The organism is Silanimonas lenta DSM 16282, from assembly GCF_000429065.1.
GTDB lineage: Bacteria > Pseudomonadota > Gammaproteobacteria > Xanthomonadales > Xanthomonadaceae > Silanimonas > Silanimonas lenta.
In genome coordinates, this window is record NZ_KE386845.1 from 206,232 (window position 1) to 218,519 (window position 12,288).

Here is a 12,288-nt window from a genome sequence, read left to right on the forward strand (position 1 = left end):
CGGGAACCGCAGGCGACCGGACTGGCAAGGTGGGGGCGAAACCGCGCCCGGGCAAGCCCGGGCACGGCAAGGCTAGCGCGGGGCGCCGGGCGGCGGGCCTTCCGGCCCTTCGGCCGGACGCCGCGGGCCGCGCTCGACCACCGTCACCTCGGGCTGGGCCCAGGGGCCGTTCACCGCGTACACGGTGCGCGAGGCCTGCTTCAGCGGTGTCTGGAACACCGCCTGGGCCACGGCGCCGAGGGCCGCGCCGGCCGGGCCGCCGGTCACCGCGCCCAGGGCCGGCAGCACGCCGCCGGTCTTGGGCAGCACCTCGATGCGCTGCTCGTACTGCCGGGTGCCGAGGGCGGTGGTACCGCTCACCTGGATTTCGGCCGCCGGGCCGTCGATGCGCAGGTTGCGGGTGGTGGCCGCGCCGCCGGCGAAACTGAAATCGCCGTTCATGGCATTGAAGGCGAAGCCCTTGGCGAAAAAATCGCTGAAGTCGAGGCTCAGGCGCCGCGGCACCTCGGCGATGGAGACGAGGCCGAGCAGGCGGCCGGTGCCGGGCTCCACTTCCAGCAGGCGGCCCTTGCCCACGTCGAGGCGCAGGCTGCCGTCGAAGCGGTCGAGACGGAAGCTGCCGGGCGAACCGGGCCAGTCGCCGGCCATCCGGGCCTTGACCGGGCCATCCTCCACCATGCCGGCGAAGCCCAGGGCATCGAGCATGCTGCCGAGGCTGGGCGCGCTGAAGTCGAGATTGAAGCGCGAGCGGGTCTGGCCGCCGATGCGCGACCAGTGGCCACGGGCCAGCAGCGTGAGCGCCGGCGATTCGGTGCTGAAGCGGTCGACACGCAGGCCCTCGGGGGTGGGAAAGGCAATGAGTTCGGCGCGACCCAGGCGGGCCTCGCCGAGGCGGAAATCGTCGATGCGGAAGCGCAGGGGCGGCAGGCGGGTGGGATCGGTCTGGTCCACTGCCGGGGCCGCCTCCTCACTCCCGGTCATCGCCCGGGCATCCACCGGCGGCCAGTGCAGGCGGGCGAAACGCCCCTGCACCTCGCCGCCCTCGGCCTTGGGCACCCGGACTTCGCCGGCGATGGCCGGGCCGTCGAAGGCGAGGCGCAGGGCCTCCCCGCCACGCTCGAGGCGTACCCGGCCCTCGCCGAAGCTGCGGTCGAGCACATCGATGGCGCCCACCGCGACATCGACCGAGGCAAGCCCCCCCGCCCCTTCGCCGCCGCCCGCCGCCGCGGCCACCCAGCCGCCCACGTCGAGGCTGGGCAGGCGTCCGACCACGGCAATGCCGCTGGACGGCAGGGCAGGCGGGGCATCCTCGACCGCGCCGAACTCGGCCACCCCGGCAAACGGCCGCTCGCCCTCGGCGAGACGCCCACGCAGGCGCATCAGCCGGCCCAGGGCCAGGTCGAGCGTGCCGCCCGGCGCGTCGAGCGGCAGTTCCAGGCGCAGGGGCAGCGGAGTGGCGGCGCTCTTGCGCAGCGGCGCGGGCAGGCCGATCCGGGTGCCCACGAGATCGGAGCCGAGCCGAAGCCGCGGCCGCCCGCCCGCCGCCTTCGGCACATCGAGCCGCAGGTCCCAGAGGCTCTGGCCGCCAAGCCAGGGCTCCAGCCAGGCCACCCCCGGGGCACGCTCCAGCAACTGGGCCGGCCGGAGTTCCGCCTCCAGCCGCACTTCGGCCTGGTGGGCCGCGTCGCGCACCTGGTCGCCCACCCGCAGGGTGAAGACCGCCGGGGCATCGCCGATCCTGGCCGGCAGGGCATCGACGAGGAAGCCGCGCTCGGTGAACGGCACGCTGCCGCTCAGGCCCTCCAGCGTAAGGTCCCAGCGGCGGTCGCTGGCGCGGGTGCCGTCGATGGCCAGCACCCCTTCCACCCGGCGCTCGCCGATGCCGGCCTTGAGCGGCAGTTGCAGGCGAAGGTCGAGGGCCGCCGCGCCAGAAAGATCGATGGCATCGATGTGCGCCTTGTGCGCGGCATACAGCGGGCTTCGCGCCACCAGCCGGCGCAGGCCGCCGGCATCGCCGCCACCGCGGATCTCGAGCTCGAGCCGGGGCTCGCGGAAATCGGCGATCCGCCCCGAGGCCGCACTCACCCGGGCTTCCAGAAGCTGCCCGGAGAGGCCCTCGAGCACCATGCCCGGCCCGGTGAAGACGGCCTCGCCCCCCAGGCCGGTGGCCGCCGGCCAGCCCGGATGGAAGGCCAGTTCCAGCTCCGAGAGCTCGACCCGGGCATCGAACACGCCCTCGCCCCGGCGGAAAGGCCAGTCGTCGAGGTCGCCGCCGATCGCCACCCGGCCGTGGCGGCCCCGGCCCGATACCAGGGCCTCGTCCAGCCAGCGCTGCACCGGCTTTGGCATGGTGGTGCGTGGCCAGTAGCGCTTGGCGGCCACCACCTCGAAATCGTCCAGCGCGGCGGCGAGATCGAGTCGCGGGCGGCTGCCGTCGGCCTCGAGGGCCAGGCTGAAGCGGGTTTGCAGGGCCAGCCCCGGGCCGCGCAGGGCCAGGGCCTCGCTGCCCAGCACCCAGTTCTCCTCCTCGCGCCAGAGCACGAGCTCGCCGGTGAGGGAAAGCGGCAGGCGCTCGCCGAACTCGGGCGGCCAGTCGAAGCCGAGCGCCGGCGCCTCCAGCGCCAGCACCGCGCCCTGCGGGTCGAACTCGAGCCGGCCGGCCAGCCCGGACAGGCCGGGCCGGCGCCCGACCGGCGCGAAGCCCACCTCGCGCAGCAGGGCCGAGCCCCTGGCCTCACCGGCCGGGGCGAGCGGCACCTCGAGCCCGAGCACCGTGCCCTCCGGCCGCGCCTCGGCCAGCCAGGCGGCAAGGCCATCGGGCAGGCGGTTGCTCAGCGCCGCCAGCGCCAGCAGCGGGCCCATGTCGATCCGTCCGGCCTCGATGGCGAGGGACTCGCCGCCGGCCATCCAGAAATCTTCCACCCGCTGCCGCCGCGGGCCCTCGAGGAATTCGCCGGCCGGCACCGAGACCTGCCAGCCCTCGCCGCCGAGCTGCCAGCGGGCATCGAAACGGGCGCGGTCGAAACGCAGCGGCGGCAGGGCGGTGCCGGCGCGGCGCAGGCGCAGGGCCTGCAGCCGGGCATCCAGCTGCACCTCGACGATCCGCCGGTCGGCAAGGCGGGCCCAGGCCCCGAAGCCGCCGCCGCCCTCCAGCGCCTCTACGCCCAGCGTAGCGAGCAGGGGGGCCCAGGCCGGCAGCTCCACCTGTTCGCTGCCCAGCCACAGCCGGCCTTCGCCGCCATCGCGGGCCAGTTCCGCCACCAGGTCGAGCGGCGCCTGCCCGGCCTCGCTCCACAGCCGGGCGCCACCGCGCACGCGGGCGCCGTCCACCCGCATGCGGGCGTCGATGCGCGGCAGGGTATGGTCGATGCCCCAGCGCTCGGCCTCGATGCGCAGGCGCGCGTCCTGCACCCGAAGCTCGCCGAAACCCTCGAGCAGGTCGAAGGGGTCGCCCCCGTCCGCAGCCACGGCGCGCGGCAGGCCGCGCAAGCTCCAGCGCCCTTCGGCGTCCTGGTGCAGGGCCAGGGTGAGGCCATCCACGCTGAGCTCGGTGAGCGGCATGCCCGGGAACAGGCCGGAATAGATCGAGACCTGCAGGTCGGCGCGCTCGATGTGCAGGGTGCGCTCGCCCTCGCCGATGGCGAGCCGGCGCAGCGCGAAGCGCGGCCCGGCCCGCGACCAGCGCGCCTCCAGGCCGTCGAAGGCGATCGGCTGGCCGACCCGTGCCGACAGCCAGCGCGCCACCTCCTCCGGATGGCGCTCCACCACCGGCAGGAGCTGGCTCGCCAGGCCCACCAGGGTGGCGAGCAGGATCAGCGCCAGGAGCGCCCCGTAGCCAAGGCTGCGGCGCAGGCGGCGCAGGGAGCGGCGCTGGGGCGCCTGCATGGCTTCAGCCCCGGCTCACAGCAAGACCACGTCGTACTGTTCCTGGCCGTACTGCTCGTCGGCCTGGAAGCGCACCGACTTGCCGAGGAACTCCTCCAGCTCGGCCACCGCCACCGACTCTTCCTCGGTGATGCGGGTGACCACCGCCGGGGCGGCGATCACCAGGAGCCGCTCGGCCTCGAACTGCCGCACCGCCCGGGTCACCTCGCGGAAGATCTCGTAGCAGATCGTCTCGAGCGACTTCAGCACGCCCCGGCCGCTGCAGGTCGGGCAGGGCTCGCATAGCAGGCGCTCGAGGCTCTCGGTGGTGCGCTTGCGGGTCATTTCCACCAGCCCCAGCGGCGAGAAGTCGTAGACCGTGGTCTTGGCATGGTCGCGCGCCAGCGCCTTTTCCAGCGTGCGCAGCACCTGGCGGCGGTGGTCGGCATCGTGCATATCGATGAAGTCGATGATGATGATGCCGCCCAGGTTACGCAGCCTAAGTTGCCGGGCCACCGCCTGGGCGGCCTCGAGATTGGTGCGGAAGGCGGTCTCCTCGAGATTGCGCTGACCGAGGAAGGAGCCAGTGTTCACGTCCACCGTCGTCATCGCCTCGGTCTGGTCCACCACGAGGTAGCCCCCCGATTTCAGCGGCACTTCCTTCTGCAGCGCGCGGGAGATCTCGTCCTCCACGCCGTTCAGATCGAACAGCGGCCTCTCACCGGCGTAATGCTCGATCCGCGAGGCCAAATCAGGCATGAACTGGCCGGCGAAGCGCAGCAGCCGTTCATGGGTCTCGCGGGAATCCACCAGCACCCGCTCGATCTGCGCGCTCATCATGTCGCGCAGGGCGCGCATCGGCAGCGAGAGATCCTCGTAGATGCGCTCGCCCACCGCGGTGCTGGCGCTGGCCTCGCGGATCAGCTGCCAGGCGAGCCGCAGGTAGGCCACGTCGGCTTCCAGCGCCGGGCGCTCCAGGCCCTCGGCATTGGTACGGACGATGAAGCCCATGCCGGTGCCCTCGGCCAGTTCCGCCACCAGGGCCTTGAGGCGGGCGCGCTCGGCCTCGTCCTCGATCCGGGCGGAGACGCCGATCACCTTCGAATACGGCAGCAGCACGAGGTAGCGCGAGGGAATGCTCACCTGGGTGGTGAGCCGCGCCCCCTTGCTGCCGATCGGGTCCTTCACCACCTGCACCACGATCTCCTGGCCCTCGTGCACCAGGGAGGTGATCGAGGGCGGCGGCGCCGGCGATGCCAGTTCCTCGCCCTCGGCAGGCGGCACCTGCGGCAGACGCACGATGTCGGAAGCGTGGAGGAAGGCCGCGCGCTCGAGGCCGATGTCGACGAAGGCGGCCTGCATGCCCGGCATCACCCGCTGCACCCGGCCTTTGTAGAGGTTGCCCACCACCCCGCGGCGCAGGCTGCGCTCGATGTGCAGTTCCTGCAGCATGCCCTGCTCCACCAGGGCCACCCGGGTCTCGCGCGGGGTGACGTTGATCAGGATCTCCGCGCTCACGGCAGCAGCCCGGCCTGGCGCAGCAGCCGCGCGGTCTCGTGGAGCGGCAGCCCCATCACCCCGCTGTAGCTGCCGGAGAGGTACTCGATGAAGGTGGCGGCCCGGCCCTGGATGGCATAGGCCCCGGCCTTGCCCTGCCACTCGCCGCTCTCGAGATAGGCCGCGAGCTCGGCCTCGCCGATCTGGGAGAACCGCACTTCGCTGACACAGCAGGCCGAGTGCTCGCCGCCGGCCGAGAGCAGCCAGACCACGGTGGCCACCCGGTGGCTGCGGCCGGAGAGCCGCCGCAGCATGCGTCCGGCATCCGCGGCATCGGCGGGCTTGCCGAACACCTCATCGCCGAGGATCACCTCGGTATCCGCCCCCAGCACCAGGGCGCCGGGCACGGCAGCCACCTGCAGCAGGCCGGCGCCGGCCTTCTCCCGGGCCACCCGGCTCACGTAGTCGAGCGCCGGCTCGCCGGGCTGCCGCTGTTCCGGCACGTCCACGTCGAGGGGGCTGGGATCGAGGCCGATCTGCGCCAGCAGCGCGCGGCGGCGCGGGGATTGGGACGCGAGGAAGAGCATGGCCCAAGCATAGCCGCCCGTGACGACCGGGCGAACCGTGGCCGCAGACGGTCACGCCGGCCCCGGATGGCGGCGCTACCCTAGCCTCATGGCCAGCCCCCGCCGTGCCCGCCCCGCCTGCCCCTGCCCCATCCTGCGGGGCGGGCTGGCGCTCGCCCTGCTGGCCCTGCCCATGCTGGCGCTGGGCCTGAGCGAGCAGCGGCGCTTCAGCGATTTTGCGATCGACCACTGGACGGTGGCCGAGGGCCTGCCGCAGGTGGCGGTCTCGGCCCTGGGCCAGGACGGCGACGGCTATGTCTGGGTGGGCACCCAGAGTGCCGTGGCCCGCTTCGACGGCGTGCGCTTCGAGGTCTTCGACCGCCGGCGCAGCGGCGGCATCGACACCGCGCTCTCGGAAACCGCCTTCCGCGCCAGCGACGGCCATGTCTGGTTCGGCACCCGCAGCGGCGCCCTGCGCCTGCGCCGCGACCGGGTGAGCCACCATGCCGCCACCGGCACTCCGGTGCCAGTGCAGGCGATCGCCGAGTGGCCGGCCGGGCGCCTGCTGTTCGGCACGCCGCGCGGCCTGTACGTGCTGCAGGACGGGCGCCTGGTGCCGGAGGGCCTGGAGGGCACCGACGTGGGCGCCCTGCTGCAGGACGGCAAGCAGCTCTGGGTGGGCACGACCGGCCGCCTGCTGCGCCGGGAAGGCACCCAGCTGCGCAGCTTCGCCCTCGGCGATGGCGAGGCCCGGATAACCCGCCTGCTCAGGCGCGACGGAACCCTGTGGATCGGCACCAGCCGCGGCCTGTGGCGGCAGCAGGGCGATGCCGATCCGGTGCCGGTGGCCGGACCGCCCGAACTCGCGCGCCTGCCGGTCGAGGCCCTGTGCGCCGATGGCGGCGGCAGCCTGTGGGTGGGAACGGCGCCGCGGCTCTACCGGCTGCGCCGCGACGGCACGGTCGAGGCCATCCCCGATGCCCAGTTCGTGCGCAATGCCTGGGTGCGGACCTGCTTCGAGGACCGCGAGGGCAACCTCTGGCTCGGCAGCCAGACGGAGAGCCTGTTCCGCCTCTGGGACGGCCTGGTCTCGCGGCTCACCGAGCTCGACGGCCTTGCCGACCCCTTCGTCTGGTCGCTGGAAGACGATGGCCGCGGCGGGGTCTTCATCGGCAGCAACTCCGGGCTCTCGCATTACCGGGCCGGGCGCGTCACACCCCTGGTGGAAGGCAGCGCCCTGCCCGATGCCGCGGTCTATGAACTCGCCCGCCTGCCCGGCGACCGGCTGTGGCTCGGCACCCGGGGCGGCCTGCGCGAATGGACGGGCGGGCGGCTCTCGCGCCCGGCCGGGGCCGAGGCGCTGGAAGGGGCGCAGATCAATGCCATCGTGGCGGCCGGGCCGGTGACCTGGGTCGGCAGCAGCCGCGGGCTGTTCCGCCACCGTGCGGAGGAAGGCCTGCAGCCGGTGGCGGAAGGCGCCCTCGAGCCGGGGGCGCAGCGCATCCGCGCCCTGCTGCCGCTCGATGCCGAGACCGTGCTGCTCGGCACCGAGGACGGCCTGCGCGAGGTGCGCGGCGACGGGGTGCGGGTGCCGGAATGGGCGCAGGCCCTGCGGGGGCGGATGGTGACCAGCCTGCTCCGGCTGCCGAACGGCAGCCTGCTCGCCGGCACCCTGGATTCCGGCCTGCTCCTGGCCTCCGGCGAGCGCGCCCTGCTGCTCGACGACCGCCACGGCCTGCCCACGCTGAATGCCTGGACCCTGCAGGTCCGCCGCGACTGGCTGTACGTGAGCTCGATGGAAGGGCTCTACCGCCTGCCGCTGCAGGCCCTGCCCGATCCCGCCCGCCCCGGGGCCGAACCCGCCACGCTGGGCGCGAGCTGGGTGGTGTCGATGGCCGGCCGCCGCCAGAGCGGGCAGCGTGCCCGCTGCTGCAATGGCGGCGCGCGCTCGCGGGCCCTGCTCGTGGGCTCCCAGCTCTGGCTGCCGTCCATCTCCGGCGTGCTGCGGGTGGACCTCGAGGCGATCGGCAGCCCCGGCATCGAACCCATCGTACACATCGAGTCCGCCAGTCACGGCGGACGCCGCCTCCTGTCCGGCGACGGCCCCGTGGTGCTGGGCGAAGGCCCGCGCGACCTGCGCTTCGACTTCACCGCCCTCTACTTCCGCAGCCCGCAGGCCATGCGCTTCGAGTACCGGCTGGACGGCTACGACCGCGACTGGGTGGAGGCCGGCGAACGGCGCAGCGCCTTCTACACCAACCTGCCGCCGGGCGATTTCCAGTTCCGGGTGCGGGCCCGCGACGACGCCGGCCACACCGTGCAGTCCGCCGATGTGTTCGCGGTGCGGGTCGAGCCGCGGCTCCTCGAGCGCACCGGGGTCCGGCTGCTGGGCCTGTTCGCCCTGCTGCTCGCCGGCGCCGGCGCCACCCTGCTGGCGATGCGCCGGCAGCGCCGCCACACCGCCCGCCTCGAGGCCCTGGTGGAGGAACGCACCGCCCTGCTGCAGCGCGCCAACGAGCGCCTCGAGCAGGCCAATGAAGTGCTGGCGATGGAAAGCCAGACCGACGCCCTCACCGGCCTGCCGAACCGGCGTGCGGTGTTCCAGCAGATGCCGGCCATGCTGGCCGCGCATCCCGAAGGCGTGGTGCTGGCCCTGATCGACATCGACCATTTCAAGCGGATCAACGACGGCTTCGGCCATGCCGCTGGCGACCTCGTGCTGCGCGACTTCGCTGCCTTCCTGCGCCGCGCCACCCGCGAGGGCGATCTCCTGGCCCGCTGGGGGGGCGAGGAGTTCCTGGTGGTCTTCGCCGGCCTGCCCGACGAGGCGGTGCCGGCCCGCCTGCAACGCCTGCTGGAGGACGGCCGCAGCCTGCAGTTCGAACTCGGGCAGGAGCGGCCCCTGCCGGTGAGCTTCTCGGTGGGCTGGACCCGCCACCCGCTCGGTGGCAGCGCGCCGGGCGACTGGCTGCACACCCTCGAACTCGCCGACGCCGCGCTCTACCAGGCCAAGGCCAATGGCCGGAATACCTGGGTCGGCCTCGTTGCCGGGCCGGCGCTGGGCGATGCCGCGCTCGGCCCCCACCCGGGACGGCGGATCGCCGAACTGGTGGGCGATGGCCGGCTGCACTGGGTGAACCTGAAGGGCCGGCTGGCCGCGGTGCCGCGGGAGTCGCGGGCTCCCTGAAGCCCCGGCGGCCCCGCGGGCAGCACGCGCCGCGAGGCTCAGGCGCGGTGGTAGGGGTGGTTGCCGAGGATCGAACAGGCGCGGTAGAGCTGCTCGGCCACCAGCAGGCGCACCAGCATGTGCGGCAGGGTCAGGGGCCCCAGCGACCAGTGCTCGTCGGCGCGCTGCAGCACGGCCGGGGCATGGCCCTCGGGCCCGCCGACGAGGAAGGCGAGGTCGCGGCCCTGCTGCCGCCAGGCGGCGAGGCGCTGGGCCAGCTGTCCGGAGTCGTAGGCCCTGCCGCGACCATCGAGGGCCACCACCCAGGCGTGCTTCGGCAGGGCGGCGAGCACCCGCTCGCCCTCCTCCTGCATCGCGCGCAGCGGGTCGCGGCCCTTGCCGCGCAGGCCCGGGGGCACTTCCACCAGTTCCAGCGGCAGCTCGCGGGAGAGCCGCTTCAGGTAATCGGCGAAGCCCTCCGCCACCCAGCCGGGCGGCCGCTCACCGACGGCAACCAGCCTCGCCTTCAGGGCCTCAGCCCTCGGGCGGTTCGTCGCCCACCGTCCACAGGCGCTCGAGGGCGTAGAACTCGCGTACCCGCGGCAGCATCACGTGCACCACCACATCGCCGAGGTCCACCAGCACCCACTCGGCCTCGCGCTCGCCCTCCACGCCGAGCGGCTGGAAGCCGGCCTGCTTCGAGGCCTTCACCACCTCGTCGGCCAGCGACTTGACGTGCCGGGTGGAGGTGCCGGAGGCGATCACCATGTAGTCGCAGACCGAGGTCTTGCCGCGCACGTCGATCTCGACGAGATCCTTGGCCTTGATCTCCTCCAGCGCGCCCACGGCGAGCTTCAGCAGGTCGGCGGCGGCCGGAAGCGGGCTCGGGGGCTGGGGCTTGATGACGTGCTGCGGCTGCGACAAAGCGGTGTTCCGGGATGGACCGGCGGCCAGTATACGCCCGGACAGGGCCTCAGCCGCCCGCCGGCCGGCGGTACAGGCCGCGGCGGGCGATGGCCTCGGCCACCACGGGCGGCAGGTCGGCCGGGGCCGCGTCGCCCTCGCCCAGGGCGGCGCGGGCGCGGGTGGCGCTCTCCGGGCGCAGGGGCAGGTCGAGCAGGAACAGGCCACCGGCCGGGGCCGCGTGCAGGCGGGCAGGATGGTCCACCCGGCGCCCGGCGAAGGCCTCGGCCAAGGGCGGGGGCAGGGGCTCCAGCGGGCTGCCGGGGCGCCGGGCGACGATGAAGTGCGTGAGGTCCGGCAGGGCCTGCCACTCGCGCCAGCCGGCAAGCCCGAGGAAGGCATCGGCGCCCAGCACGAAGCCGAGCGGCGCCTCCGCACCATGCCCGCGCCGCCAGTCGCGCAGGGTATCGACGGTGAAGCTGGGGCCGGCGCGGCCGCCCTCGCGGCCGTCCACCCCCCAGCCGCCGTGCTCGGGCGGCGGCTCGGCGGCGAGGGCCAGTTCCAGCAAGGCGAGACGCTCGGCGAAGGGGGCGCCGGGCGGCGCCCGGTGCGGCGGATCGGCGGCCGGCAGGAAATCGAGCCATGCCGCCCCGGTGGCCGCCAGCGCGGCGCGCGCCACCGCGAGGTGCCCGCGGTGCACCGGGTCGAAGGTGCCGCCGTAGAGCAGGACGAGCCGGCTCACTTCGCCAGCAGCGCCGTGGCGGCGCGGGGCCGGGCGATGGCGAGCAGCAGGCGCTCCAGCGCCCGCCACGGGTCGCCCTCGGCGCGGCCCTTGGCCATGCGTTCCACCTCGCCGGCACCGATCGCGAAGCGCTCCCAGGCCGAGGGCGGGTGGCGGTCGAGGGCACGCTTGTACTGCGCCATCTTGGCGTCCCACAGCTTCGCCGCGCGCATCTCCGCCATCAGGTTGCCACCGCTGGCCTGCACCGCGGCGAAGCCGGCCAGGGTGCCGATCTCCTTCATGACGAAACCCAGCAGCCCGGCCACCTGCTCGCCCTCGCCGCGCAGGGCGGCGAGGATGCGCGGCACGCGGGCGGCCTCGCCGGCCAGCGCGGCGTCCACCAGCTTGAACACGTCGTAGCGCGAGCTCTCGGCCACCAGCCGCTCGAGGGTCGCAAGATCGATGGCTCCGGCTCCGGGCGGCAGCAGCAGGGCGAGCTTGTCGATCTCCTGTGCCGCGGCGAGGAGATTCCCCTCCACCCGTTCCACCAGCCGCTCGAGCGCCTCGGGCGTGGCCACGAGGCCGCGGCGGCGCAGCCGGGTGGAGAGCCAGTCGGGCAGTTCGCTGGCCTTGAGCGGCCAGACCGGCACGAGGTGCCCGGCGGCGGCGATGGCCTCGCTCCACTTGCCGGCATGCTGGCGGCTCCAGTCCTGGGCGGTGATCAGCAGCACGGTGTCGGGCGGCGGGTTCGCGCAGTACTCGCGGATCGCCTCGCCGCCCTCCTTGCCGGGCTTGCCACTCGGCAGGCGCAGGTCGAACAGGCGGCGGCTGGCGAACAGGCTGAGCGAGGCCATTCCCTGGGTCAGGCGGTTCCAGTCGAAACCGCCCTCGGCATGCAGCACTTCGCGCTCGGCATAGCCCTCGGCCCGGGCCTTCTCACGCACGGCATCGGCGCATTCCTGCACCACCAGCGGCTCGGCACCGGCCACCAGCACGACGGGCGGCAGGGCTTCGCCGGCCAGCCGGCGCAGGAACTGGTCGGGCCGGAGCTCCACGGGCCTTCAGTCGTCGCGCAGGGCGATGTCGATACGGCGCAGCAACGCGGCCTGCATGTCGCGGCGCAGTTCCTGCTGGATGATCTCCTGCTCGCCCGGGTTGCCGAAGCTTTCCGCGGCCTCGTAGACGTAGTCGCGGGCCAGTTCGATCCGGGCGCCGTCGAGGCGCTTGGCGCCCGCGGCATCCACCAGGTCGAACACCACCGTGTAGCGGGTCTCCACCTCGCGCACGGCCACGAAGGCATCCACCGAGATCGGCCGGGTCTCCCAGCGCTCCTCGCGGATGGCGAGCCTGGCCCCCGCCCCCTCCTCTCCCTCGGCCACCGCCAGCCCGGCGCGGGCGAGATCGCGGCGCAGGCCCTCGACGAGCGGGCTGTAGGGGTCGGCGGCGCTCACGGCCAGCGGGCCGAAGCCCGCCGGCAGTTTCAGCGCCCCGCGCGGGGCAAAGCCGCAGCCGGCAAGCACGAGCGCGGCGAGCAGCGCGGTAGCGGTAAGGCGGCGGGCAGGGCGCATGCA

The 12,288-nt window shown here is 74.2% G+C and carries 9 protein-coding genes; 1 reads left to right on the plus strand and 8 read right to left on the minus strand.

Annotated features, from left to right (window positions below; genetic code table 11):
- Window positions 1–72: 72 nt before the first annotated feature.
- From G408_RS0111930 to G408_RS0111940, 3 genes are read right to left on the minus strand one after another with little or no spacing between them, the layout of a single operon-like run.
- Window positions 73–3,885 (minus strand): YhdP family protein, encoded by a 3,813-nt coding sequence (locus G408_RS0111930; RefSeq protein ID WP_028771272.1) that lies wholly within the window; start codon window positions 3,883–3,885, stop codon window positions 73–75.
- Window positions 3,886–3,900: 15 nt separating this feature from the next.
- Window positions 3,901–5,382, minus strand: coding sequence for a ribonuclease G (gene rng, locus G408_RS0111935; protein WP_028771273.1), 1,482 nt, complete (start codon window positions 5,380–5,382; stop codon window positions 3,901–3,903).
- Window positions 5,379–5,948 (minus strand): Maf family protein, encoded by a 570-nt coding sequence (locus G408_RS0111940; protein WP_028771274.1) that lies wholly within the window; start codon window positions 5,946–5,948, stop codon window positions 5,379–5,381. The genes rng and G408_RS0111940 overlap by 4 nt, the downstream gene beginning before the upstream one ends.
- An 88-nt stretch (window positions 5,949–6,036) precedes the next feature.
- Here G408_RS0111940 and G408_RS0111945 point away from each other — a divergent pair, with 88 nt between their 5' ends.
- On the plus strand, window positions 6,037–9,114 hold the full coding sequence (locus tag G408_RS0111945; protein WP_028771275.1) for a ligand-binding sensor domain-containing diguanylate cyclase: 3,078 nt from the start codon (window positions 6,037–6,039) through the stop codon (window positions 9,112–9,114).
- 38 nt (window positions 9,115–9,152) lie between these two features.
- Here the strand turns inward: G408_RS0111945 and rlmH are convergent, their stop codons facing one another.
- From rlmH to G408_RS14580, 5 genes are read right to left on the minus strand one after another with little or no spacing between them, the layout of a single operon-like run.
- A complete protein-coding gene (rlmH, locus tag G408_RS0111950) occupies window positions 9,153–9,623 on the minus strand; it encodes a 23S rRNA (pseudouridine(1915)-N(3))-methyltransferase RlmH (RefSeq protein ID WP_028771276.1) in 471 nt (156 codons plus the stop codon).
- 4 nt (window positions 9,624–9,627) lie between these two features.
- Window positions 9,628–10,017, minus strand: a complete 390-nt coding sequence (rsfS, locus tag G408_RS0111955; protein ID WP_028771277.1) for a ribosome silencing factor — start codon at window positions 10,015–10,017, stop codon at window positions 9,628–9,630.
- Window positions 10,018–10,066: 49 nt separating this feature from the next.
- Complete coding sequence (gene nadD, locus G408_RS0111960) at window positions 10,067–10,738, minus strand: nicotinate-nucleotide adenylyltransferase (protein WP_028771278.1); 672 nt, start codon at window positions 10,736–10,738, stop codon at window positions 10,067–10,069.
- Window positions 10,735–11,772, minus strand: a complete 1,038-nt coding sequence (gene holA, locus G408_RS0111965; RefSeq protein ID WP_028771279.1) for a DNA polymerase III subunit delta — start codon at window positions 11,770–11,772, stop codon at window positions 10,735–10,737. Before holA ends, nadD begins: the two co-directional genes overlap by 4 nt.
- A 6-nt stretch (window positions 11,773–11,778) precedes the next feature.
- On the minus strand, window positions 11,779–12,285 hold the full coding sequence (locus G408_RS14580) for an LPS-assembly lipoprotein LptE (protein ID WP_037413182.1): 507 nt from the start codon (window positions 12,283–12,285) through the stop codon (window positions 11,779–11,781).
- Between the last annotated feature and the right edge of the window lie 3 nt (window positions 12,286–12,288).

Bases quoted from the DNA above. Each gene is read 5' to 3' on its own strand.
- G408_RS0111945 (WP_028771275.1), top strand. From the start codon at position 6,037: ATGGCCAGCCCCCGCCGTGCCCGCCCCGCCTGCCCCTGCCCCATCCTG.
- G408_RS0111940 (WP_028771274.1), bottom strand. From the start codon at position 5,948: ATGCTCTTCCTCGCGTCCCAATCCCCGCGCCGCCGCGCGCTGCTGGCG.
- G408_RS14580 (WP_037413182.1), bottom strand. From the start codon at position 12,285: ATGCGCCCTGCCCGCCGCCTTACCGCTACCGCGCTGCTCGCCGCGCTC.
- G408_RS0111930 (WP_028771272.1), bottom strand. From the start codon at position 3,885: ATGCAGGCGCCCCAGCGCCGCTCCCTGCGCCGCCTGCGCCGCAGCCTT.